Consider the following 23,568-nt stretch of genomic DNA (forward strand, 5'->3'; position numbering starts at 1 on the left):
GGAGCGCGCCAAGTGATTTATCGCGGCGGCACCGCGCCGGCCGAGCCGGCCGCGCCGGCCGAGCCAGTCGCCGCGTCCGGCGCGAGCAGGGCGTGCACCAGGGCCCGTACGGACAGCAGGAACAGCCGGTCCGGGTCCGCCGGGCGGGCCAGGGCGCGGGCGAGGGCCGGGTCGTGGGGGGCCGCGGCCGGATCCCAGAGCTCGCTCTCGGCCGGGGACTGCGCGGGGGAGCGCTCGCGGTTGCGCTCGACGAGCAGGTATCCGACGACCTGGAACTGGACGGCGCGGACCGCGTCCGCCGCCCGGGCGCCGCGCAGCCCGGCGGCGTGCACTTCGTGGACGAGTGCCTGCTGGGCGGGCAGGAACATCCGCTCGGTCAGCCCGCGTTCGTGGACCATCGCGATCAGGTGCGGACGGGTCCGCAGTTCGCGGCGCAGGATCCGGGCCACCGCCAGGATCCGGTCGGCCGGGGTGCGGCCGGTGGGCCGGATCGCGCCCATCTCCTCCACGGTCCGCTGGACGAGGGCGTCGAGCAGAGATTCACGGTTGCCGACGTGCCAGTAGATGGACGTCACGGCGGTGCCCAGCGCGGCGGCGAGCCCCCGCATGGTGAGCGCGGCCGGACCGTGCTGCATGACCAGGGACGCGGCGGCGTCCAGCACCTCGTCGCGGGTGAGCGTGGTTCTGGCCACGGCGTCTCCACCAATCTGTCGGATCGTCAATTCTGGTCCGTGCAGGGGTCTTTACCCTTCATCGGTCGCGGTGTAACTGTGTTACAGAACCGACTCCCCCCGAGCCGAGGGATGGTGCAGACATGGCACGCGTACGGTACGGAGCGCGGACCGAGGCCGAGATCGCGGCGTCGCGCGAGAAGAGTTCCCGACTCCCCGACATCTGGTCCACCGGCGTCGTGGCCGTCTGGGAGAGCGACCCCGACGTGGTCGCGGCGGTCCTGCCGCCACCGCTCAAACCGGCCGACCGGCCCCTGGTACGGGCCAACATCAGCAAGGTCGACCTGCCCGGCTATCCGCTCGGCGCCGGCTCCGTGGCCGTCGCCGCCCAGCACGGCGGGATCGAGGGCTGGTACCCCCTCGTCATGCCGATGACCCTGGAGCGCGCCCTGACCGGCGGCCGCGAGGTCTTCGGCGAGCCGAAGAAGCTGGGCGAGGTCACCGTGGAACGCGACGGCCTCGTCGTACGGGCCGCTCTGGCCCGGCACGGGATCGCCTTCGTCGAGGTGCGCGGGGCGGTGGACCGCGCGCTGCCGCTGCCCGAGCCCACCCGGAAGACCGACTTCTACTTCAAGTTCCTGCCCGCCGTGGACGGTTCGGGCTTCGACGTGGACCCGGTGCTCGTGCACTGCACACGCAACGAGAAGGTCCGCAAGCTGGAGCACGTCACCGGGGACATCGTGCTGCGGGAGTCGATGTTCGATCCGGTCGCCGACCTTCCCGTCCGCCGGATCGTGGAGATCACCATCGGCGAGAAGACCACCGACCAGAAGGGCCGGGTCGTCGAGCGGGTCAGCGCCCAGGCCCTGCTCCCGTACATCCACCAGCGCTACGACGACCCCATGCAGATCCTCGACGGACCGCCCGAGGGGAGTGTGTGACATGCGACTCGAACCAGGACAGGTGGCCGTGGTCACCGGAGCCGCCGGCGGCATCGGCCTCGCCATGGCCCGCCGCTTCGCCGCCGAGGGGCTGAAGGTGGTCCTCGCCGACGTCGAGGAGGGCGCCCTGCGCAAGGCCGCCGACGAACTCGTCGCGGACGGGGCCGAGGTGCTCGCCAGGGTGGTCGACGTCAGCGACCGCGACTCCGTGACCGCGCTGGCCGACGCCGCCTACGAGACCTTCGGCGCCGTGCACGTGCTCTGCAACAACGCGGGCGTCGGCTCCGGCGCCGAGGGCCGGATGTGGGAGCACGAGCCCAACGACTGGAAGTGGGCCTTCTCCGTCAACGTGTGGGGGGTCTTCCACGGAATCCAGGCCTTCGCCCCCCGCATGATCGCCGCCGGCGGCCCCGGCCACATCGTCAACACCTCCTCCGGCGACGGCGGCATCGCCCCGCTGCCCACCGCGTCCGTGTACGCCGTCACCAAGGCGGCCGTGGTCACCATGACCGAGTCGCTCTACGCCCACCTCAAGGCGGAGCGCGCCGCCGTCGGGGCCTCCGTCCTCTTCCCCGGACCGCACATGCTGCGCACCGGGCTGTGGGAGTCGCACCGCAACCGGCCCGAGCGGTACGCGAAGGAGCGGCCGCGCAAGGCCCCGTACCGCAGCCTCGACCAGTACGAGGCGGCGATGAGGAAGGCCGGCCACGCGGTGGAATTCACCCCGGTCGAGGAGGTCGCCGAGCACGTGGTCGACGGCATCCGCGCCGACCGCTTCTGGATGCTCCCGGCGAGCGAGCACAGCGACCGGCAGATCCGCGCCCGGTCGCAGTCGATGCTCGACCGGACCAACCCCGGCTACCTGGAAAGCTTCATCCTCGACTGAGGGGCGTCTGTGGTGAGTACGAACGAAGGCCGTACCGAAGGCCGTACCGATGACCGGACCGAAGACCCGTACCTGATCATCTCCTCCGACTGCCACGCGGGCCTGCCCACCGAGCAGTACCGGCCCTACCTGGATTCCCGCTTCCACCCCCAGTTCGACGAGTTCCTCGGCGAACGCGACGCCCGCCGGGCGGAGGCCACCCGGCTCGGCGTCCGCAACGAGGCCTTCGCCGAGAAGTGGTTCCACGACCACGAGGAAGGCCTCAAGGGAGGCTGGGACACCGGGCAGCGGCTGAAGGAACTCGACGGCGACGGCGTGGCCGCCGAGGTCGTCTTCCCCGACGCGGACGCCGTCGACAGCCAGACCGCCGCCCCCTTCGGCGTCGGCCTCGGCCTCTCCGGCGACCAGGACCCCGAGCTCGGCATGGCGGGCGCGCAGGCGCACAACCGCTGGCTCGCGGAGTTCGTGGGACAGCACCCGGAGCGGCACTGCGGAGTCGCCCTGCTCCCCATCACGGGCGAGCCGGAGAAGGTCGTCGCCGAGATCCACCGGGCCAAGGCGTCCGGGCTGGGCGCGCTGATGATCCCCGCGATGTGGGTCGACAAGGCGCCCTACCACGACCGCCGCTACGACCCCGTCTGGGCCGCGGCCGCCGAGACCCAGATGCCGGTCGTCACCCACTCCGGCTCCTCGCCGCGCCACGAGTACGGCGACCACCTGGGCATCTTCGTCTCCGAGGTCACCTGGTGGCCGTCCCGCCCGCTGTGGTTCCTGCTCTGGTCGGGCGTCTTCGAGCGCCACCCCGGCCTGAAGTTCGGCGTCGCCGAGGCGGGCTGCTGGTGGCTGCCGAACCAGCTCTGGTTCATGGACCGGCTCTACCTCGGCGCGCACGGCGGCAAGAAGCTCTCGCCGTTCGAGGAGCTGAAGCGGCCGCCCAGCGAGTACCTGGACCGCCAGGTCTTCATCTGCGCGACGAACACCAAGCGCCGGGAGCTCGCGCAGCGGTACGAGATCGGCGTGGACAACATCCTGTGGGGCTCGGACTTCCCGCACCCCGAGGGCACCTGGCCGAACACCCGGGCCTGGCTGAAGAACACCTTCCACGACATCCCGGTCGCGGAGACCCGCCGGATGCTCGGGCTCGCGGCGGCCGATGTCTTCGGCTTCGACACCGCGAAGCTGGCCCCGATCGCCCGCCGGATCGGCCCCACCCCGGCGGAGCTGGGCCAGTCCCCGGACCAGACGGCGGTGGAGGCCTCCTGGGCCCGCTCCCGCGAGGTGGGCCGCCACTGGCTCACCGACAACGACTTCCCGGTGCTGGGGGTGAACCCGTGACGTCCGAGGACCGCTACACGGTGATCTCGGCGGACTGCCACGCGGGCGCCGACCTGCTGGACTACAAGCCGTACCTGGAGAAGCGCCACCACGGGGACTTCGACGCCTGGGCCGCCACGTACGTGAACCCGTACGAGGACCTCCTCGCGGACACCGCCGACCGCAACTGGAACTCGGCGCGGCGTCTCGCGGAACTGGAGGCCGACGGCATCGTCGCCGAGGTCCTCTTCCCCAACACCATCCCGCCGTTCTTCCCCAAGGCCTCCCTGATGGCCCAGCCCCCGACGGCCGCCGAGTACGAGATGCGCTGGGCGGGGCTGCAGGCCCACAACCGCTGGCTGGCGGACTTCTGCGCGGACGCGCCGGGCCGGCGGGCGGGGGTCGCCCAGATCCTCCTGAACGACGTGGACGCGGCGGTGGGCGAGATCCGCCGGGCCCGGGCGGCCGGCCTGACGGGCGGCATCCTGCTCCCGGGCGTCCCGCCCGGCTCCACCGTCCCCGAGCTGTACTCGGCTGCGTACGACCCCATCTGGGCGGTGTGCGACGAGCTGGACGTCCCGGTCAACCACCACGGCGGTTCGGCCTCACCGCCGCTGGGCGACGAACCGGCAGCCAGGGCCGTCTTCATGGTGGAGACGACCTGGTTCTCGCACCGCGCCCTGTGGCACCTCGTCTTCGGCGGGGCCTTCCGCCGCCACCCGGGCCTGAAGCTGGTCCTGACGGAGCAGGGCTCCGGGTGGATCCCCGGCGTGCTGGAGATGCTCGACTACTACCACGGCCGCCTGGTCGCGGCGTCGGCCACGGCCGAGTCCAAGTTCGGGGCGGGCCTCGCGGAGTCGATGGGCCGGGGCCCGAGTGAGGTCTGGCGGGACAACTGCTTCGTGGGAGCGAGCTTCATGCGCCCCCACGAGGTTCCGCTGCGGGAGCGGATCGGCCTCGACAAGATCATGTGGGGCAGCGACTACCCCCACGACGAGGGCACCACCCCGTTCTCCCGCGAAGGCCTCCGCATCGCCTACGCGGGCCTCCCGCGCGAGGAGGTCGCCGCCATGGTCGGCGGCAACGCGGCCCGCGTGTACGGCTTCGACCTCGCCCTGCTGGACGCGGTCGCCGCCAAGCACGGCCCGCTGGTCTCGGAGATCGCGGAGCCGCTGACGTCCGTGCCCCCGGAGGCCACCAGCCCGGCATTCGCCCGAGGGGGGTCGGTCCGGGTCTGGTGACGGACGGCTCCCGCCGGGGCGGCTCAGTAGGACCTGAGCTTCCCCGGCGGGAAGAGACCGGTTCCCAGTACAGGAACACTCGCGGTGAGGTCGATGCGCAGCCGGTCGATATTCGCGAGCGGGGTCAGGTCGATCGCCGGACCGCATTGGTGGATGCTCAGGTGCGTCAGGTGCTGCAGTTCACGCAGGGGTTCGAGACCGCTCGTCAGCGTGCATGCGCTGATGTACAGGTCGGTCAGGGCCCCGTGGCGCGCAAGGGAGGCGGGATCGAGTGCGGGGTGGTTGAGCAGCTGCAGGGTGCGGAGCCTCGGAGGTGTGATCCGGGCGAGTTCGGCCGCTTGCGCAGGTCCGGTCACCGTCAGCCATTCCAGGCCGCTCCAGTCTTCGATTCCCCGGAGGCTCATGTGCCCGGCACCCGCATAGAGGCCGAGGCCGGACAAGGGCGCGGGAAGTGGAAGGTCTCCCACACAGGCGGCTTCCGGGGCGAAGTCCAGGCCCAGATGCGACAGCAGGCCAAGATCGGCGACCGGCGTCAGATCCAGTCCGTCGGGCATGCGGTAGAGGTACAGGGTCTCCAACGGGAGGTCCCGGACTCCGCGCAGGTCGATGGTCGAGCAGGCGTCGAAGCCGAGCAGCTTGAGCCTGGGGAACGCCGAGAGCGGCGACAGGTCGTCCAGCGTCGGGTTGGACGCGAAGAAGAGTTCTTCCAGCCCCTCGTGGTCCAGCAGCCCCGGCGGTATCCCGTGCTCGCCCTCCAGCCGGATGCGGTTGAGGTGCCGAAGCCGGGGCAACTGTCCCAGCTGGTCTGCCGTGTGTACCTGCAGGAAGGCCACGGGTCCGAGCGCACCGTCGGTGAGCACGGCGCCCGCGTAGGCCTCGGCATCGAACCTGCGCCAGCTGCTGGACAGTTCGTGGCACACCTCGAAGCGCAAGTCGTTGCGGAACTTCGAGACGAACTCCAGCGCGCGCGGGGTCCCGACGACGGCGGCGGTGCGGATGGTGGCGGCGGCTGCCGCTTCGCTCATGTGCTCGTCCCCTCCGGCCAGCTCGTTCAGCTCCGCTGGTCCCTGAAGCAGACCCAGGACCAGTTCGCCGACCTTGCCCAGCTCATCGGCTTCGGTGAGCGTGAACGGCGGCAGCAGCTCCGCCGTACGGGACCTGATGTCGGAGTGGATCGCCGGGTCCAGCTCCGGGGCGTGTTCCAGGCAGGTGGCGGCCAGCAGGATCAGGCGGTTACGGGCACCCTTGACCTTGTCGGCACGCTTCAGGAGGCCGCGCAGGATCCGGGTGCGTTCGTCCAGGCGGGCGTGGCCCACGGCCATCCGGACGACGTCGTCCCACGTGTCGTCGTGCGCGTTCTTCACCAGTACGCCGAAGTCGCGGGACTCCACCGCGGCCTTGGCGGCCAGGTAGTCCTGGAAGGTGCGGTGGACGAAGTCCACCGACCCCTTCACGGGCTCGCGCAGGAGGCCGCTGCGGATCAGCAGGTGCCTGAAGACCTGCTCCGCGCCGCCCTGCTTCCGGACCTGCGGCATCGCCCCCATCCACTCGTCGATCATCTCGACGGCCTCGTCCCTGCCCGCCTCCACCTGGCCGTTCCTGATCAGCCAGTACGCGAACCGCTGGAGCAGCAGGACCTGTTCGTCACGGGTGAGGTGGACGCCCTCGACCCCGCCGATCTCCCGTTCCGTGTCCCGGCGGACGAGCAGCATGTCCAGTGCCGCGTCGTACAGCTCCTTGCGGGCCCGGGGCAGGTGCATCCGCCGGTCCCGGTTCAGGGCGCAGAGCAGTGCGCACATCAGGGGGTTCGTGGCGAGCCGGGCCAGGTCGCGGCGGGCCGAGACCGCCTCCAGCAGCGAGGCCTCGTACGCGTCCAGGTCCTCGCCGGGGCATTCGGCGCGTGCGGCCCGGTGCCAGTGCGAGACGAAGACGCGGATGTCGTTCAGCTCCATCGGCAGCAGCGAGTGCGGCGTGAAGCCCTGCCCCGCCAGCCAGTCCTCCGGAACCGCCGACGGGCGGGTGGTCACCACGTACCGCGCCTTCGGGAACGCGGCGATCAGCGTCCGCAGCCAGGCCTCCGTGCGGGTGCGCAGCCGCTGCGGGACCTCGTCCACCCCGTCCACCAGCACCAGCGCGCGGCCGCTCAGCATCAGGTCCTCGGCCCAGCCGGCGGGCGCCGACAAGGGCACGCCCGCGGCCTTCAGGAACTCCTCCGGCAGGGGCAGCGACTCGGCCGTGGTGAACGCGCGCAGGCGCAGTACGAACGGCACGCACGCCGCCCACGGCCCGTCGGCCTGCTGGGCCGCGTTCAGGGCCAGCCACTGCATCAGCGTGCTCTTGCCGGAGCCCGCCGGGCCGCGCAGCAGTACCCGGTCCGCAGAGCCGAGTGCGTGCTCCGCCCTGACCGGGCCCTGGTGCATGCCCGGCTCGCCCGGCATCGGCTGCTGCTCGCCGCTCACGGCGAGGCTGATGTAGGCGAGGTCCAGCGGCCACTCCTCCCGCGCCCGGCTGGTGGTCAGCCCGAACAGCTGGAGTCGGCCGTGGGCCCGGGCCACGTACTGCGCGTACTTCTGCTCGAAGCGGAAAGCCTCCGACGACGCCGTCGCGGCGAGCCGCGCCGCCATCCGGTCCATGTGCCGTTCCAGCCGGCCCGTCCGCCGGACCAGTTCCACCTCCGCCCGGGCCCCGAATCCCGGCAGGGTCGTCACGTATTCCACCGCGTGCGCGCAGCACAGCCGGATCAGCCGTGCGTACAGGGCCTCCGCCGCCGGGCTCAGCCCCGCCGGGGGGCCGGGGAGGGCCGCCGCCAGGGCCGCCGGGTCGAGGTCCGCCGCGAAGAGGGACTCCGCGTCCAGGGGGCCGAGCGCCGCGAACGCGTCGCCGACCGCGTCCAGCGCCGCCAGACGCTCGTGCTCCGGCAGCGCCGCGGCCTCCGGGCCGAGGCGCTCCGCCAGGGCTTCGGTCAGGCGCCGCATCTCGCCGTCGCCGAGTTCCGCCGGAGGCTTGCGCCAGCGCGGGGCCGGCCGGGCCGGGTCGGGCGTCAGGCCCGCCCCCGGGGCCCGGGTCAGGAGGGACTTCACCAGCGTCCCCGCCGCCGTCCCCGCCACCCGTAAGAGAACCGTCTCCAAGCCCGTCATACCCCGCCCTCCCCTTGGTCCGGACATCATCTCGTGAACCGCCGGTAACCCCGATGGATACCGATCGGTAACAACCCCTAGCGGCACCCCCGAGAGCGCCTCTATGGTGCGGGACATGCCGAACCTGCCCGATGTCGTGCTGTGGTCCATACCTGCCTTTGTGCTGCTCACCGTCATCGAGGTGGTGAGCTACCGGCTCCATCCCGACGAGGACGCCGCCGGCTACGACACCAAGGACGCCGTCACGAGCGTCACCATGGGGCTCGGCAGTATCGGCTTCGACCTGCTCTGGAAGATCCCGGTCGTCGCCGTCTTCACCGCGGTCTACGAACTGACCCCGCTGCGCGTGCCGTTCCTGTGGTGGACCGCCCTGCTGATGCTGCTCGTCCAGGACTTCCTCTACTACTGGCAGCACCGCCTCCACCACGTCATCCGCATCCTGTGGGCCTGCCACGTGGTCCACCACAGCAGCCGGCGGTTCAACCTCACCACCGCCCTGCGCCAGCCCTGGACCAGCGCCACCACCTGGTGGTTCTACCTGCCGATGGTGGCCCTCGGCGTGCACCCGGCGGCGATCCCGTTCTGCTACGGACTCAACCTGCTCTACCAGTTCTGGGTCCACACCGAGCGCATCGGCAAGCTGCCGCGGCCCTACGAGTACGTCTTCAACACCCCCTCCCACCACCGCGTCCACCACGCCTCGCAGGGCGGCTACCTGGACCGCAACTTCGGCGGCATCCTGATCGTCTGGGACCGGATGTTCGGTTCCTGGGTGGGGGAGACGGACAAGCCCGTCTACGGGCTCACCAAGAACATCGGCACCCACAACCCGCTGCGCGTGGCCACCCACGAGTACGCGGCCATCGCCCGGGACGTGCGCGCCGCCGGGAGCTGGCGCCAGCGGGCCGGACACGTCTTCCGCGGCCCTGGCTGGCAGCCCGCCCCCGCGTCCGCGTCCGCCCCCGCCCCCGCATCTACCCCGGCCCCCGCCCCCGCATCTACCCCTGCCCCCGCGTCCGCCCCCGCTCCGGCCGCCGCCACCGCAGCCGACCCCGCCGCCCCGGCCGTACAGGAGAGCACCGCGTGAGCACCGCCGAGTCCCCCGGCCGACCCGCCCCCGCCTGGGCGGCGGACCAGGCGCCGGCCGGCCGGCCGCGCCTCGGCCGCATCGCCCTCGTGGCCTTCGCCGTCGCCGCCGCCGTCGACCTCGGCTCGCTCCTCGCCGGCTGGCACCTCGGGCACGTCATCGCCAAACCGCTGCTGATGCCGCTGCTCGTGACCCACATGGCCACCCGCGGCGCCCCCCGGCTGCTGCTCGCCGCCCTGCTGTTCGGCTGGGGCGGGGACCTGGCCCTGCTCTTCGACGCCGAGCCCGCCTTCCTCGTGGGCATGGGCTCCTTCGCCGTCGGGCACGTCTGCTACCTCGTCCTCTTCGGCAAGCGGCCCGCGAACCCGCTGGTCGGGGGCGCGTACGCGCTCGCCCTCCTCGGCACCGTCGCCCTGCTGTGGTCCGATCTGCCGGCCGACCTGCGGATCCCGGTGGCCGGCTACAGCCTGCTGCTCACCGCCATGGCGTTCCGCTCCAGCGCCCTCGGCCTGCGGGCCGGGATCGGCGGCGCGCTCTTCCTGCTCTCCGACACCCTGATCGCCACGGGCGTCGCAGAATGGCCCCAGCTGCCCCGACCGGACTTCTGGATCATGGCCACGTACCTCGCCGCCCAGTACCTGCTGGCCACTGGCGCGACCTCCCGGGAAGCAGGCGTACGGTAGGACGGTTCCACAGTCGTACAAGACTGAACATTCCCGAACCGGAGGACTGCACCACCATGCGCGCCACCGTCATCCACGCCCCGCACGACATACGCGTGGAGGAGGTGCCCGACGCTGCGATCCAGCGCCCCGAGGACGCCGTCGTCCGCGTCCTGCGTGCCTGTATCTGCGGCAGCGACCTGTGGGCCTACCGCGGCGAGGCCGAGCGTCAGCCCGGCCAGCGCATCGGCCACGAGTTCCTGGGCATCGTCGAGGAGACCGGCTCCGCCGTGTCCGATCTGCGGGCCGGCGACCTCGTCGTCGCCCCCTTCATGTGGTCGGACGGCACCTGCGAGTACTGCTCCGAGGGCCTCTTCACCTCCTGCGAGCACGGCGGTTTCTGGGGCTCGGTCGGCCACGACGGAGGCCAGGGCGAGGCCGTCCGCGTCCCGCACGCCGACGGCACCCTGGTGAAGCTGCCCGCCGAGGCCGTTTCCGACGACCACCTGCTGACCGGGCTGCTCGCGCTGTCCGACGTCATGGGCACCGGCCACCACGCGGCGCTGGGCGCCGGCGTGCGCGAGGGCTCCACGGTCGCCGTCGTCGGCGACGGCGCGGTCGGTCTGTGCGGCGTCCTCGCCGCCAAGCGCCTGGGCGCCGAGCGGATCATCGCGCTGGGCCGCCACACCGTACGGACGGACATCGCGAAGCTCTTCGGGGCCACCGACGTCGTCGCCGAGCGCGGCGAGGCCGCCGAGGCGGCCGTGCGCGAGCTCCTCGGCGGCCGGGGTGCGCACGCGGTCATCGAGGCGGTCGGCACCGAGCAGTCGATGCGCACCGCCGTGAACATCACCCGCGACGGCGGGGCCATCGGCTACGTCGGCGTCCCGCACGGCAGCGGCACCGGCCTCGACCTCGGCGTCATGTTCGACCGCAACATCACCCTGCGCGGCGGCGTGGCCCCGGTCCGCGCGTACATCCCGGAGCTGCTGAAGGACGTGCTCAGCGGTGTGATCGACCCGGCGCCCGTCTTCGACCGGACCGTGTCGCTGGACGAAGTCCCGGACGGCTACCGGTCGATGGACGACCGCAGCGCGCTCAAGGTGATGATCAAGCCCTGACCTGCGGGACGACCGAATGAGCGAATGAGCGAATGAACGAAAGGACGGGCCGGGCGGGTGATACCGCCCGGCCCGTCCACCTCGTTCCGGCGGCCGCTACTTCACGGCCTTGAGCGCGTCGATCACGCCGTAGCCGTAGTAGCCCGTCTGCCCCCACTTGCTCTGGCAGGTGGTGGCGTCGATCAGGGTGCCCGCGGCGTCGTATATCTGCGTCGGGCAGGCCGCCTTCGTGGACTGGGCCTTCAGCATCGCCTGGAGCTGCGAGGGCGTGGCCGACGGGTGGGCGCTCTTGAGGAGTGCCGCCACGCCCGCGACGTGCGGGGCGGCCATCGAGGTCCCCTGCTTGTAGCCGTAGCCCCCGCCGGGGACGGTCGACAGCACGCGCCCGTTGGCGTCCGGGGTGTCCGGGACCTGCCACTTGTCGCCGCCGGGGGCGGCGACGTCCACGACCCCGAGGCCGTAGCTGGAGTAGTACGAGCGCAGGCCCTTGTCGCCGGTCGCGGAGACGGTGACCACACCCGGCAGCTGCGTGGGCAGGTCCAGGCAGACCTTCGGGTCGATGGTCCGCGGCACCGGGGTGGTGTCGTTCGGGCTGCTCTCGTCGACGAGGGAGTCGGCCGCCAGGTCCTGATCGGAGTTGCCGGCCGAGGCGATGTGGAGCGTGCCCTTGCGCTCGGCGTACTTGGTGGCCCGGCCGATGGCCTCCACCAGCGCCTTCTGGTCGTCGTCGGACTTGCAGTTGAAGAGCCACGGGTCGACGTAGTAGCTGTTGTTGGTCACCTCGATCCCCTTCTCGGCGGCGAACATGAAGCCGCAGACGACCGCCTCGGTGTAGAAGAGGCTGGTCCCGGGCTCGCTCACCTTGATCGCGGCGATCTTCACGCCCGGCGCGACACCGCTGACGCCGATGCCGTTGCGCGCGGCTCCGATGGTCCCGGCCACGTGCGTGCCGTGGTCGCTGCCGTCGGCGTACGGGCGCCAGGCGCCCTCGGTGGTGTCGGCGACGCCGCCCACGCAGTTGGCCGACTGGCTCTTGGAGAAGTTCGGGGCGAGATCGGGGTGGGTGTCGTCGACACCCGTGTCGATGATGCCCACGGTGACGTTCCGGCTGCCATCGTTGATCTTGTGAGCCTTGTCGGCCTTGATCGTCCGCAGGTCCCACTGGTTGGGCTCCAGCGGCTCCTGACCCTCCTGGGCCGCTGCCGCCGCCTTGGCGGCGTCCGCCGCGCTCAGCTGCTGGGTCGCGCCCTCCTCGGTGGTCCGCGCCGCCGACATCGGGGCCGTCCGGGTGGCACCGACCGACACGAACAGGCCGCGCTGGGCTCGCAGCTGCTTGGCGAAGTCCGGGTTCTGGGAGTGTGCGACCACGACCCCGATCTGCTCATAGGCCGTCACCACCGTTCCGCCGGACCGCTCGACGGCCTTCTTCGCCGCCTTCACGGTGGCGTACGCGTTCAGGTTGGCCACGTACGACAGCTTGGGGCCGGAGGTGTCGGCCTTCGAGGCCGTCGCCGTGCCGGCCGCATTGCCCAGCGGGGCGGCCGAGGCCGAGATCGCGGGCAGGAAGGCGAGCGAGGCGGTGAGCGCCAGGCCGACGGGTACGGCGAGAGCACGGCTGCGCTTCTTGGGCGCACGCGACCCCAGCTGATCCATGGGTTCTCCAGGTCATGTTCGAAAAAGCCGCCCGGACGCGGTCGCGTCGGACGGGTTCATGACAAGCGAACCTAGCGTCGCCGTTCCCCTCCACGCCATCAGTTCGAGAAATCAGTTCCCGAAGAATCAACGGGTGTTGAACCGTCCCGCCGCGCCGTCCGTGCCGTTGACAGGGGGGATCGGCACCACCGTCCCCCCACACGGAGGTTGTTTTGTCCGTCGTCCCCACCGCACCCGCGTCACAAGGAGATCCCCCCGTGACCACCGAAGCAGCGCCGCCGCCGGGCAGCGCGGGAACGCCACCGGCCGCCCCCACGGCAGACGACTACGCGAGCGTCCAGCAGAGCGCGGAGTTCGCCGAACTGCGCGGCTCCTACCGCTCCTTCGCCTTCCCGCTCACCGTGGCCTTCATCGCCTGGTACCTGCTCTACGTCCTGCTGTCCAACTACGCGGGCGGCTTCATGGGGACCAAGCTCTTCGGCAACATCAACGTCGCCCTCGTGCTCGGCCTCGCCCAGTTCGCGACGACCTTCCTGATCGCCTGGCTCTACGCACGCCACGCGGCCGCGCAGCTCGACCCCAAGGCCGAGGCCATCAAGGCGCGGATGGAGGCCGCCGAATGAGCGGCACGCAGCACCTGACGACGCTCGCCGCGGGAGCCTCCGAGCACCGCCCGCTGATCATCACCCTGTTCGGGCTGTTCGTCGTCGCCACCCTGATCATCACGGTCTGGGCCGGCCGCCAGACCAAGGACGCCTCCGACTTCTACGCGGGCGGCCGCCAGTTCACCGGCTTCCAGAACGGCCTCGCCATCTCCGGCGACTACATGTCCGCCGCGTCCTTCCTCGGCATCGCCGGAGCCATCGCCCTCTTCGGCTACGACGGCTTCCTCTACTCGATCGGCTTCCTCGTCGCCTGGCTGGTCGCCCTGCTGCTCGTCGCCGAGCCGCTGCGCAACTCCGGCCGCTACACGATGGGCGACGTCCTCGCGTACCGGATGCGCCAGCGGCCCGTCCGTACCGCCGCCGGCACCTCCACCATCGTGGTCTCGATCTTCTACCTGCTCGCCCAGATGGCCGGCGCCGGCGTGCTCGTCTCGCTGCTCCTGGGCATCACCAGCGACGGCGGCAAGGTGGCCGTCGTCGCGCTGGTCGGCGTACTGATGATCGTCTACGTGACCATCGGCGGCATGAAGGGCACCACCTGGGTCCAGATGATCAAGGCGGTGCTGCTGATCGCGGGCACGCTGCTGATCACCCTCCTGGTGCTGGTGAAGTTCAACTTCAACATCTCCGACCTGCTGGGCAAGGCCGCCGAGAACAGCGGACAGGGGGCGAAGTTCCTCGAACCCGGCCTCAAGTACGGCAAGGACCCGACCTCCAAGCTGGACTTCATCTCGCTCGGCCTCGCCCTCGTCCTCGGCACCGCCGGCCTGCCGCACATCCTGATCCGCTTCTACACCGTGCCCACCGCGCAGGCCGCCCGTAAGTCCGTCCTCTGGGCCATCGGCATCATCGGCGGCTTCTACCTGATGACGATCGCCCTCGGCTTCGGCGCCGCGGCGCTGCTCGACCGCGCCGAGATCATCAAGTCCAACAAGGCCGGCAACACCGCCGCACCCCTGCTCGCCCAGGCCGTCGGCGGCGGCCCCGACTCCACCGGCGGCGCCATCCTGCTCGCCGTGATCTCCGCGGTCGCCTTCGCCACCATCCTGGCCGTCGTCGCGGGCCTCACCCTCGCCTCCTCCTCGTCCTTCGCACACGACCTGTACGTGAACGTGATCCGCAAGGGCAAGGCCACCGAGAAGGAGGAGATGCGCGCGGCCCGCTGGTCCACCGTCGTCATCGGAGCCGTCGCCATCGGCCTCGGCGCGCTGGCCCGCGACCTGAACGTGGCCGGCCTGGTCGCGCTCGCCTTCGCGGTCGCCGCCTCCGCCAACCTGCCGACGATCCTCTACAGCCTCTTCTGGAAGCGCTTCACCACCCAGGGCGCGCTCTGGTCCATCTACGGCGGACTGATCTCGGCGGTCGGCCTGGTCCTGTTCTCCCCGGTCGTGTCCGGAAAGCCCACCTCGATGTTCAAGGACGCGGACTTCTTCTGGTTCCCGCTGGAGAACCCGGGGATCATCTCGATCCCCCTCGGTTTCCTGCTGGGCTGGCTGGGAACCGTCCTCTCCAAGGAGAAGGCCGACCCCCAGAAGTTCGCCGAGCTGGAAGTGCGCTCCCTCACCGGAACCGGGGCGCACTGACATCGTCCGAACACCCAGCGTGGCCGCGTCGTAGATCTCTACGACGCGGCCACGTCACGTCTCGTTCATTCGGGTACCTCTGGATGACACAGGCGTCACGTAGTCTCGAAATAGAACGCGTGCAGTAGATCCAACGTCCGCGCGTACCTCTACTTCCGGACAGGGGAGGGGGCCCACAGTGCTTCTCGATACCTACGGCCGCGTGGCCACTGACCTGCGCGTCTCACTGACCGACCGGTGCAATCTGCGCTGTACCTACTGCATGCCCGAAGAAGGGCTGCAGTGGCTCGGCAAGTCGGACCTGCTCAGTGACGACGAGATAGTCCGGCTGATCCGCATCGCGGTCACGCAGCTGGGGATCACCGAGGTCCGGTTCACCGGAGGCGAGCCGCTGCTGCGGCCCGGCCTGGTCGGCATCGTCGAGCGGTGCGCGGCCCTGGAGCCCCGCCCCAAGATGTCGCTGACCACCAACGGCATCGGTCTGAAGCGCACCGCGCAGGCCCTGAAGGCCGCCGGCCTGGACCGGGTGAACGTGTCCCTGGACACCCTGCGGCCCGAGGTCTTCAAGACCCTCACCCGCCGCGACCGGCACAAGGACGTCATCGACGGCATGGCCGCGGCCCGCGAGGCCGGCCTCACCCCCGTCAAGGTCAACGCCGTGCTCATGCCCGGCCTCAACGACGACGAGGCCCCCGACCTGCTGGCCTGGGCCGTGGAGAACGAATACGAGCTCCGCTTCATCGAGCAGATGCCGCTCGACGCCCAGCACGGCTGGAAGCGCGACGGCATGATCACCGCCGGGGACATCCTGGAGTCCCTGCGCACCCGCTTCACGCTCACGGAGGAAGGCGCCGTCGAGCGCGGCTCCGCCCCGGCCGAGCGCTGGGTGGTCGACGGGGGCCCGGCCACCGTCGGCGTCATCGCCTCGGTCACCCGCCCGTTCTGCGGCGCCTGTGACCGTACGCGGCTCACGGCCGACGGCCAGGTGCGCACGTGCCTGTTCGCCACCGAGGAGTCGGACCTGCGCGCGGCCCTGCGCTCGGGCGCCCCGGACGAGGAGATCGCCCGGCTCTGGAAGGTCGCGATGTGGGGAAAGAAGGCCGGATCCGGTCTCGACGACCCCTCCTTCCTGCAGCCCGACCGCCCGATGTCCGCGATCGGCGGCTGACCGGGCAACAGACCCCGGGACGCAGGTCCCGGGGTCGGTTCAGGTCAGGTCGGTTCAGGTCAGCGCGGGCGTTCCGAGCCCTCCGGCTGCACCCACTCGTCCAGCTTCACGACGTCCTTGAGGAAACCGCGGACCCCCAGGAACTGGGAGAGGTGTTCGCGGTGTTCCTCGCACGCCAGCCAGGTCTTGCGCCGCTCCGGCGTGTGCAGCGTCGGGTTGTTCCACGCCAGGACCCACACGGCCGTGTCGCGGCAGCCCTTGGCGGAGCAGGTGGGGTTCTCTTCGGGGCCGGTGGCGCTGGAGGAAGTCACAGCCCCACATTAGAACGGAATGGCGACGCCGAGCAGCCACGGGGGGAGCTGCCCGGCGTCGGTCCGTCGCTCCGACGGGGGATGCGGAGCGCGTGAGCAGTATGTCACGCAGGACCCGGTGGAGTGCACCGGAACTTCACGATTGATCTGAGCTTTTCTTGAGGTTTCCCGCGTCCAGCGCCGGCCGCACGGGGGCCGGCATGAAGTGCGAGGGCAGCGACGGCGTCGACTCGCGCCCGGCGTTGGCGATGACCACGGCAATGTAGGGAAGCAGGGCTCCGGCCACGAGCGTCACGATGGCCACCGGGCGCTGCACGTTCCACAACAGCACGGTCGCGATGACCGACAGGGTTCTGATCGTCATCGAGATCACGTACCGGCGCTGCCGGCCCCGCACGTCCTCGGCGAGACCCATCCGCGCTCCGGTGATCCGGAAGACCTCGGCCCCGTTCCGCTTCTGCCGCTTCGTCCGCTCCACGCTCCACCACCCGATCGCCAACCGGGCACTCCCGGCCCGGACCCTCCCACGGTACGCCCGTCCCCGGGCCGGGAGGAGAGGGGGGACCCCCGTACGGCACTGTCCGAAATGCGTCGTACGCCGGATGGGTCGACACTGGGCGCACGTGCGCACAACGCGCCAGGAGGAGGCTCGACATGGGTTGGTTGTGGGCGATCATCGTCGGTTTCGTGCTGGGGCTGATAGCCAAGGCCATCCTGCCGGGCAAGCAGCACCAGCCGTTGTGGCTGACCACCCTCTTCGGCATCGCCGGTGCCGTCCTCGGCAATGCGGTGGCCACCTGGATCGGTGTCGGTGAGACCGCGGGCATCGACTGGACCCGGCACCTGCTGCAGATCGTCGGGGCGGTCGTCGTCGTCGCCCTCGGCGAGATGATGTACGGAGCGATCAAGGGCAAGCGGCAGACGACGTGACGCACCGCGGGTCATCCGCGGGTCATGACGGAGGGGCCGGCCGGACCAAGAGTCCGAACCGGCCCCTCCGCCGTGTTCTGCCGTGCTCACGCGCCCTGCGACGCGTCAGGCGCCGGTGACCTCCACCGCGGCCAGGTTCTTCTTGCCCCGGCGCAGCACCAGCCAGCGCCCGTGGAGCAGGTCCTCCTTGGCGGGGACCGCGTCCTCGGCGGTGACCTTCGCGTTGTTCACGTAGGCGCCGCCCTCCTTCACGGTCCGGCGGCCGGCCGACTTGCTCGCGACCAGGCCGGTCTCCGCGAGCATGTCCACCACGAGGCCGGGCTCCGCCACCTGGGCGTGCGGCAGCTCGGACAGGGCCGCGGCCAGCGTGGCCTCGTCCAGCTCCGCCAGGTCGCCCTGACCGAACAGTGCCTTCGACGCGGCGATCACGGCGGCGCACTGGTCGGCGCCGTGCACGAGCGTCGTCAGCTCCTCGGCCAGCGCCCGCTGGGCGGCGCGCGCCTGCGGCCGCTCGGCGGTCTGCGCCTCCAGCGCCTCCAGCTCCTCACGGGGCTTGAAGGACAGGATCCGCATGTAGGTGGAGATGTCCCGGTCATCCACGTTCAGCCAGAACTGGTAGAACGCGTACGGCGTGGTCATCTCCGGGTCGAGCCACACGGCCCCGCTCTCGGACTTGCCGAACTTGGTGCCGTCCGCCTTGACCATCAGCGGGGTCGCCAGCGCGTGCACGACCGCGCCCGGCTCGACCCGGTGGATCAGGTCGAGTCCGGCCGTCAGGTTGCCCCACTGGTCGGAGCCGCCCTGCTGGAGCACGCAGCCGTAGCGCCGGTACAGCTCCAGGAAGTCCATGCCCTGGAGCAGCTGGTAGCTGAACTCGGTGTAGCTGATGCCCTGGTCGGAGTCGAGCCGCTTGGCGACCGAGTCCTTCGTCAGCATCTTGTTGACGCGGAAGTGCTTGCCGATGTCCCGCAGGAACTCGATGGCGGACAGGCCCGCCGTCCAGTCCAGGTTGTTCACCATGAGCGCCGCGTTCTCGCCCTCGAAGGACAGGAACGGCTCGATCTGGGTGCGCAGCCGGGTCACCCAGTTCGCGACGGTCTCCGGGTCGTTCAGGGTCCGCTCGGCCGTCGGTCGCGGGTCGCCGATCTGCCCCGTGGCCCCGCCGACCAGCGCCAGCGGCCGGTGACCGGCCTGCTGGAGCCGGCGCACGGTGAGCACCTGGACCAGGTGCCCCACGTGCAGCGAGGCCGCGGTCGGGTCGAAGCCGCAATAGAAGGTGACCGGACCGTCCGCGAAGGCCTTGCGCAGGGCTTCTTCGTCGGTGGACTGGGCGAAGAGCCCGCGCCACTTCAGTTCGTCGACGATGTCAGTCACGGTCGTGACTCTCCTTGAGAGATGGAGTGAGTAGGGGCGTGGATGAGGGGTCTACCCGCACATTCTAGGTGGTCAGACGCCCTTGCTCACCGAACTCATGTTGAAATCGGGGATACGCAGCGCCGGCATCGCGGCGCGCGTGAACCAGTCGCTCCACTCGCGCGGCAGGGTCTTCTCGGTCCGGCCGGCCTCCGAGGCCCGCGACAGCAGGTCCACGGGGGACTCGTTGAACCGGAAGTTGTTGACCTCGCCGACCACCTGCCCGTTCTCCACCAGGTAGACGCCGTCCCGGGTCAGGCCCGTGAGCAGCAGCGTCGCCGGGTCCACCTCGCGGATGTACCAGAGGCAGGTCAGCAGCAGACCCCGCTCGGTGGACGCGACCATCTCCTCCAGCGACTTCTCGCCGCCCGCGTCCAGGATCAGGTTCCCGAAGCCGGGGGAGAGCTGCATCCCGGTCAGGCCCGCCGTGTGCCGGGTCGTGCTCAGCCGGTTCAGGTGACCGTCCGCGATCCACTCGGTCGCCGGGACCGGCAGACCGTTGTCGAACACCGAGGCGTCGTCCCCGGAGCTGTGCGCGATCACGAACGGCGCGGACTCCAGGCCCGGCGCGTTCGGGTCGCTGCGCAGGGAGAGCGGCAGTCCGGACAGCTTCTCGCCGAGCCGGGTGCCGCCGCCGGGCTTGGAGAAGACCGTACGGCCCTCCACCGCGTCCCGGGCCGCCGCCGACCACATCTGGTAGATCAGCAGGTCGGCCACGGCGGTCGGCGGCAGCAGGGTCTCGTACCGGCCCGCGGGCAGGTCGATCTTCCGCTCCGCCCAGCCGAGGCGCACGGCGAGCTCCGCGTCCAGCACGGTCGGGTCCACGTCCTTGAAGTCCCGGGTGGAGCGGCCCGCCCAGGCGGAGCGCTGCCGGTCCGGGGACTTCGCGTTGAGCTCCAGGGTGCCCTTCGGCTGGTCGTGGCGCAGCCGCAGGCCCGTCGAGGTGCCGACGTACGTGGAGACCAGCTCGTGGTTGGCGAAGCCGTACAGCTCACGGCCGCCCTCGCGGGCCCGGGCGAAGGCCTCGCCGAGGGCCGGGGCGAAGTCAGCGAAGACCGCCGAGCTCGTCTCGGCCGGGGCGTCGGTGAAGTCCGGCGAGGCCGGGGTCCCGGTGATCAGCTGCTGGGCATCCTCGGCCGGGCCCGCCCCGCGGGCGGCCGCCTCGGCGGCCCGCACCAGCGGCTCCAGGTCTTCCGCGGTCACGGCGGAGCGCGAGACGACCCCCGAGGCCGTGCCCTCCTTGCCGTCGACCGTGGCGATGACCGTCAGGGTCCGGCCGCGGGTGACGCCGTTGGTCGTCAGCGCGTTGCCCGCCCAGCGCAGGTTGGCGCTGGACTCCTCGTCGGCGATGACGACGCAGCCGTCCGCGGTGGACAGCTCCAGCGCCCGCTCGACGATCTCGTGGGGTCGGGTACGGCTCATCGGCCGGCCTCCTGCGTGGTGTTCAGGATGTTCACGTCGCGGAACAGCGCGGACGGGCAGCCGTGCGAGACCGCCGCCACCTGGCCCGGCTGGGCCTTGCCGCAGTTGAAGGCGCCGCCCAGGACGTAGGTCTGCGGGCCGCCGACCTTCTCCATCGAGCCCCAGAAATCGGTGGTGGTGGCCTGGTACGCGACATCGCGCAGCTGCCCGGCCAGCTTGCCGTTCTCGATCCTGTATGCCCGTTGCTGGGTGAATTGGAAGTTGTAGCGCTGCATGTCGATCGACCAGGAGCGGTCGCCGACCACGTAGATCCCGCGCTCCACCCCGCCGATCAGGTCCTCGGTCGAGAGCCCGCCCGGATCCGGCTGGAGGGAGACGTTCGCCATCCGCTGGACGGGCACGTGCCCGGGGGAGTCGGCGAAGGCGCAGCCGTTGGAGCGCCCGAGGCCGGTCAGCTTCGCGATCCGCCGGTCCAGCTGGTAGCCGACCAGGGTGCCGTCCTTGACCAGGTCCCAGCTCTGCGCCTGGACGCCCTCGTCGTCGAAGCCGACGGTGGCCAGCCCGTGCTCGGCGGTGCGGTCACCCGTCACGTTCATGATCGGGGAGCCGTACCTGAGCTTGCCCAGCTGGTCGAAGGTGGCGAAGGAGGTCCCCGCGTACGCCGCCTCGTAGCCCAGCGCCCGGTCCAGCTCGGTGGCGTGGCCGATCGACTCGTGGATGGTCAGCCACAGGTTGGACGGGTCCACCACCAGGTCGTAGCGGCCGGCCTCGACGCTCGGCGCCCGCATCTTCTCGGCGAGCAGGCCGGGGATCTGCTCCAGCTCGGAGTTCCAGTCCCAGCCGGTGCCGGTGAGGTACTCCCAGCCGCGGCCGGCGGGCGGGGCGATGGTGCGCATCGAGTCGAACTCGCCGGTCGCGGCGTTCACGGCGACCGCGGTGAGCTGCGGGTGGATCCGGACCCGCTGCTGCGTGGTCGAGGTGCCCGCGGTGTCGGCGTAGAACTTGTTCTCGTGGACGGCGAGCAGCGAGGCGTCCACGTGGGCCACCCCGTCGGCCGCCAGCAGGCGCGCGCTCCAGTCGGCGAGCAGCGCGGCCTTCTCGGCGTCCGGCACCTCGAAGGGGTTCACGTCGTACGCGGAGATCCATGTCCGGTCGGTGTGCACTGGCTCGTCGGCGAGCTCGACCCGCTCGTCCGAACCGGCGGCCTTGATCACCTGGGCGGACAGCTTCGCCATGGCCACGGCCTGCGAGGCCACCTTGGCGGCGGCGTCCATGGTCAGGTCCACACCGGAGGCGAATCCCCAGCTGCCCCCGTGCACGACCCGGACCGCGTACCCGAGATCGGTGGTGTCGGAGCCACCGGAGGGCTTGGCGTCCCGCAGGCGCCAGGAGGCGCTGCGGATCCGCTCCAGCCGGAAGTCGGCATGCTCGGCGCCCAGCGCGCGGGCCCGGGCGAGCGCCGCGTCGGCGAGCGCCCGCAGGGGCAGCGCGGTGAAGGCCGCGTCGATGGAATGGGGCACGGAAGTCCTCCCGTGGTCGGAGCCGGTCGCCCCGATCATGTCGCGATCGGGGCCCTTGTGCCTACATCTTTCTGTAGGGATTCGACAGAGCCGGTCGCAAGGCCCTGTCGGGGGTCGATTCTCCGTACGAGCGATGCGACCTATAGGTTTTTGGTATTCAGACCGCTAGCGAAAGGGTGATCCGTTGAGCCGCTCGGTTCTCGTCACCGGAGGAAACCGGGGCATCGGCCTCGCCATCGCCCAAGCCTTCGCGGAGGCCGGCGACAAGGTCGCGATCACGTACCGGTCGGGTGAGCCGCCGGAGGCGCTCACCTCGGTCGGTGTCCTGGCGGTGCGGTGCGACATCACCGACTCCGAGCAGGTGGAGCAGGCCTACAAGGAGATCGAGGACGCGCACGGCGCGGTCGAGGTGCTCGTGGCCAACGCCGGCATCACCAAGGACACGCTGCTGATGCGCATGTCCGAGGAGGACTTCACGTCCGTCCTCGACACCAACCTCACCGGCACCTTCCGGGTGGTCAAGCGCGCGAACCGTGGCATGCTCCGTGCCAAGAAGGGCCGCGTCGTCCTGATCTCCTCGGTCGTCGGGCTCCTGGGCTCGGCCGGCCAGGCCAACTACGCCGCCTCCAAGGCCGCGCTGGTGGGCTTCGCCCGCTCCCTCGCCCGCGAGCTGGGTTCCCGCAACATCACCTTCAACGTCGTCGCCCCCGGCTTCGTGGACACCGACATGACGAAGGCGCTCACCGACGAGCAGCGCGCGGGCATCGTGGGCCAGGTGCCGCTCGGCCGTTACGCGCAGCCCGAGGAGATCGCGGCAGCCGTCCGCTTCCTGGCGTCCGACGACGCCGCGTACATCACCGGAGCCGTCATTCCCGTTGACGGCGGATTGGGCATGGGTCACTGATCACCATGAGCGGAATTCTCGAGGGCAAGCGCATCCTCATCACGGGTGTGCTGATGGAGTCGTCCATCGCCTTCCACACGGCCCGGCTAGCCCAGGAGCAGGGCGCCGAGGTCATCCTCACCGCGTGGCCGCGTCCGTCGCTGACCGAGCGCATCGCGAAGAAGCTGCCGAAGCCGGTCAAGGTGATCGAGCTCGACGTCACCAACGACGAGCACCTGGCCCGCCTGGAGGGCCTCGTCCGCGACGAGCTCGGCGGCCTCGACGGCGTCGTCCACTCCATCGGCTTCGCGCCGCAGGACGCCCTCGGCGGCAACTTCCTGAACACGCCGTTCGAGTCGGTGGCCACCGCCATGCACGTCTCGGCGTTCTCGCTGAAGTCGCTGACCATGGCCTGCAAGCCGCTGTTCCCGGCGGAGGGCGCGGCCGTCGTCGGCCTCACCTTCGACGCGCAGTTCGCCTGGCCGCAGTACGACTGGATGGGCCCGGCCAAGGCCGCCCTGGAGGCCACCAGCCGTTACCTCGCCCGTGACCTGGGCAAGGAGAACATCCGCTGCAACCTGGTCTCGGCCGGGCCGATCGGCTCCATGGCCGCGAAGTCCATCCCGGGCTTCTCGGAGCTGGCGGACGTCTGGAACTCCCGCTCGATGCTGGAATGGGACATGAGCGACCCGGAGCCGACGGGCAAGGGCGTCGTGGCCCTGCTGTCGGACTGGTTCCCGAAGACCACCGGCGAGATCGTCCACGTGGACGGCGGCCTGCACGCGATGGGTGCCTGATCCCCGATCGGGTCTCCCGCGTCCGTACGGCGGCGGGGGCGGCGCCCCCGCCGGGGGGGGGGGCCCCCGCCCGGGGGGGGGGGGGGGGGGGGCGGGGGGGGGCCGGGGGGCCCCCCGCCGGGGGGGCCCCCCCGCGCCCCCCCGGGGCGAAGCCGCCCACCAG

The 23,568-nt window shown here is 71.1% G+C and carries 21 protein-coding genes; 13 read left to right on the plus strand and 8 right to left on the minus strand.

The window, feature by feature from the left end; translation table 11 throughout:
* Positions 1-17: 17 nt before the first annotated feature.
* The gene (locus ACFY0D_RS33710; protein WP_390801727.1) at positions 18-692 is read right to left on the minus strand and encodes a TetR/AcrR family transcriptional regulator; all 675 of its coding nucleotides are present in this window, start codon (positions 690-692) and stop codon (positions 18-20) included.
* A gap of 122 nt (positions 693-814) precedes the next feature.
* On the opposite strand from ACFY0D_RS33710, the gene ACFY0D_RS33715 reads away from it, so the two are divergent.
* Genes ACFY0D_RS33715 through ACFY0D_RS33730 form a run of 4 tightly spaced genes read left to right on the plus strand, consistent with a single transcriptional unit; the run spans position 815 to position 5,053 of the window.
* The gene (locus ACFY0D_RS33715) at positions 815-1,612 is read left to right on the plus strand and encodes an acetoacetate decarboxylase family protein (protein ID WP_390801728.1); all 798 of its coding nucleotides are present in this window, start codon (positions 815-817) and stop codon (positions 1,610-1,612) included.
* A 1-nt stretch (position 1,613) separates the two neighbouring features.
* Positions 1,614-2,498 carry an SDR family NAD(P)-dependent oxidoreductase gene (locus ACFY0D_RS33720; protein WP_390801729.1) on the plus strand — a complete coding sequence of 295 codons (885 nt, stop codon included), beginning with the start codon at positions 1,614-1,616 and terminating at the stop codon, positions 2,496-2,498.
* 12 nt (positions 2,499-2,510) lie between these two features.
* Positions 2,511-3,833, plus strand: coding sequence for an amidohydrolase family protein (locus ACFY0D_RS33725; protein WP_390801730.1), 1,323 nt, complete (start codon positions 2,511-2,513; stop codon positions 3,831-3,833).
* Positions 3,830-5,053, plus strand: coding sequence for an amidohydrolase family protein (locus ACFY0D_RS33730; protein WP_390801731.1), 1,224 nt, complete (start codon positions 3,830-3,832; stop codon positions 5,051-5,053). The genes ACFY0D_RS33725 and ACFY0D_RS33730 overlap by 4 nt, the downstream gene beginning before the upstream one ends.
* A 23-nt stretch (positions 5,054-5,076) precedes the next feature.
* On the opposite strand, the gene ACFY0D_RS33735 is transcribed toward ACFY0D_RS33730, so the two are convergent.
* Complete coding sequence (locus ACFY0D_RS33735) at positions 5,077-8,190, minus strand: NACHT domain-containing protein (RefSeq protein WP_390801732.1); 3,114 nt, start codon at positions 8,188-8,190, stop codon at positions 5,077-5,079.
* Positions 8,191-8,305: 115 nt separating this feature from the next.
* Here ACFY0D_RS33735 and ACFY0D_RS33740 point away from each other — a divergent pair, with 115 nt between their 5' ends.
* Genes ACFY0D_RS33740 through ACFY0D_RS33750 form a run of 3 tightly spaced genes read left to right on the plus strand, consistent with a single transcriptional unit; the run spans position 8,306 to position 11,060 of the window.
* Positions 8,306-9,277 (plus strand): sterol desaturase family protein, encoded by a 972-nt coding sequence (locus ACFY0D_RS33740; RefSeq protein WP_390801733.1) that lies wholly within the window; start codon positions 8,306-8,308, stop codon positions 9,275-9,277.
* A complete protein-coding gene (locus ACFY0D_RS33745) occupies positions 9,274-9,960 on the plus strand; it encodes a lysoplasmalogenase (protein WP_390801734.1) in 687 nt (228 codons plus the stop codon). The genes ACFY0D_RS33740 and ACFY0D_RS33745 overlap by 4 nt, the downstream gene beginning before the upstream one ends.
* A gap of 56 nt (positions 9,961-10,016) precedes the next feature.
* Positions 10,017-11,060, plus strand: a complete 1,044-nt coding sequence (locus ACFY0D_RS33750; protein WP_390801735.1) for a zinc-dependent alcohol dehydrogenase family protein — start codon at positions 10,017-10,019, stop codon at positions 11,058-11,060.
* Positions 11,061-11,156: 96 nt separating this feature from the next.
* Here ACFY0D_RS33750 and ACFY0D_RS33755 read toward each other — a convergent pair whose 3' ends face one another.
* Positions 11,157-12,713 carry a S8 family serine peptidase gene (locus ACFY0D_RS33755; protein ID WP_390801736.1) on the minus strand — a complete coding sequence of 519 codons (1,557 nt, stop codon included), beginning with the start codon at positions 12,711-12,713 and terminating at the stop codon, positions 11,157-11,159.
* Between the two features lie 257 nt (positions 12,714-12,970).
* Between ACFY0D_RS33755 and ACFY0D_RS33760 the strand changes: the two genes are divergently transcribed.
* The 3 genes from ACFY0D_RS33760 to moaA all read left to right on the plus strand — a co-directional run bounded on the left by ACFY0D_RS33760 (position 12,971) and on the right by moaA (position 16,129).
* Positions 12,971-13,336, plus strand: coding sequence for a DUF485 domain-containing protein (locus tag ACFY0D_RS33760; RefSeq protein WP_351154264.1), 366 nt, complete (start codon positions 12,971-12,973; stop codon positions 13,334-13,336).
* Complete coding sequence (locus tag ACFY0D_RS33765) at positions 13,333-14,961, plus strand: cation acetate symporter (protein WP_390801737.1); 1,629 nt, start codon at positions 13,333-13,335, stop codon at positions 14,959-14,961. Before ACFY0D_RS33760 ends, ACFY0D_RS33765 begins: the two co-directional genes overlap by 4 nt.
* A 178-nt stretch (positions 14,962-15,139) precedes the next feature.
* On the plus strand, positions 15,140-16,129 hold the full coding sequence (gene moaA, locus ACFY0D_RS33770; protein ID WP_382536856.1) for a GTP 3',8-cyclase MoaA: 990 nt from the start codon (positions 15,140-15,142) through the stop codon (positions 16,127-16,129).
* A gap of 59 nt (positions 16,130-16,188) precedes the next feature.
* Here moaA and ACFY0D_RS33775 read toward each other — a convergent pair whose 3' ends face one another.
* Together ACFY0D_RS33775 and ACFY0D_RS33780 are read right to left on the minus strand one after the other, a co-directional pair.
* Positions 16,189-16,440 (minus strand): hypothetical protein, encoded by a 252-nt coding sequence (locus tag ACFY0D_RS33775; protein ID WP_390801738.1) that lies wholly within the window; start codon positions 16,438-16,440, stop codon positions 16,189-16,191.
* Between the two features lie 136 nt (positions 16,441-16,576).
* Positions 16,577-16,855, minus strand: a complete 279-nt coding sequence (locus ACFY0D_RS33780) for a DUF3099 domain-containing protein (protein ID WP_390801739.1) — start codon at positions 16,853-16,855, stop codon at positions 16,577-16,579.
* A 239-nt stretch (positions 16,856-17,094) separates the two neighbouring features.
* Between ACFY0D_RS33780 and ACFY0D_RS33785 the strand changes: the two genes are divergently transcribed.
* Positions 17,095-17,370: a GlsB/YeaQ/YmgE family stress response membrane protein gene (locus ACFY0D_RS33785; RefSeq protein ID WP_390801740.1), complete on the plus strand. Its 276-nt coding sequence runs from the start codon at positions 17,095-17,097 to the stop codon at positions 17,368-17,370.
* Between the two features lie 105 nt (positions 17,371-17,475).
* Here the strand turns inward: ACFY0D_RS33785 and tyrS are convergent, their stop codons facing one another.
* The 3 genes from tyrS to ACFY0D_RS33800 all read right to left on the minus strand — a co-directional run bounded on the left by tyrS (position 17,476) and on the right by ACFY0D_RS33800 (position 21,725).
* Positions 17,476-18,744 (minus strand): tyrosine--tRNA ligase, encoded by a 1,269-nt coding sequence (gene tyrS, locus ACFY0D_RS33790; protein ID WP_390801741.1) that lies wholly within the window; start codon positions 18,742-18,744, stop codon positions 17,476-17,478.
* 72 nt (positions 18,745-18,816) lie between these two features.
* On the minus strand, positions 18,817-20,205 hold the full coding sequence (locus tag ACFY0D_RS33795) for a metallopeptidase TldD-related protein (RefSeq protein WP_390801742.1): 1,389 nt from the start codon (positions 20,203-20,205) through the stop codon (positions 18,817-18,819).
* A complete protein-coding gene (locus ACFY0D_RS33800; RefSeq protein WP_390801743.1) occupies positions 20,202-21,725 on the minus strand; it encodes a TldD/PmbA family protein in 1,524 nt (507 codons plus the stop codon). The genes ACFY0D_RS33795 and ACFY0D_RS33800 overlap by 4 nt, the downstream gene beginning before the upstream one ends.
* A 184-nt stretch (positions 21,726-21,909) precedes the next feature.
* Between ACFY0D_RS33800 and fabG the strand changes: the two genes are divergently transcribed.
* Together fabG and fabI are read left to right on the plus strand one after the other, a co-directional pair.
* A complete protein-coding gene (gene fabG / locus ACFY0D_RS33805) occupies positions 21,910-22,629 on the plus strand; it encodes a 3-oxoacyl-[acyl-carrier-protein] reductase (RefSeq protein ID WP_390801744.1) in 720 nt (239 codons plus the stop codon).
* A 5-nt stretch (positions 22,630-22,634) separates the two neighbouring features.
* A complete protein-coding gene (fabI, locus tag ACFY0D_RS33810) occupies positions 22,635-23,405 on the plus strand; it encodes an enoyl-ACP reductase FabI (protein WP_314249208.1) in 771 nt (256 codons plus the stop codon).
* The last annotated feature ends 163 nt before the right edge of the window (positions 23,406-23,568 follow it).

Origin of the sequence: Streptomyces sp. NPDC001502 (assembly GCF_042894785.1) — a bacterium.
In the GTDB taxonomy this organism is placed as follows: Bacteria; Actinomycetota; Actinomycetes; order Streptomycetales; family Streptomycetaceae; genus Streptomyces; species Streptomyces kutzneri.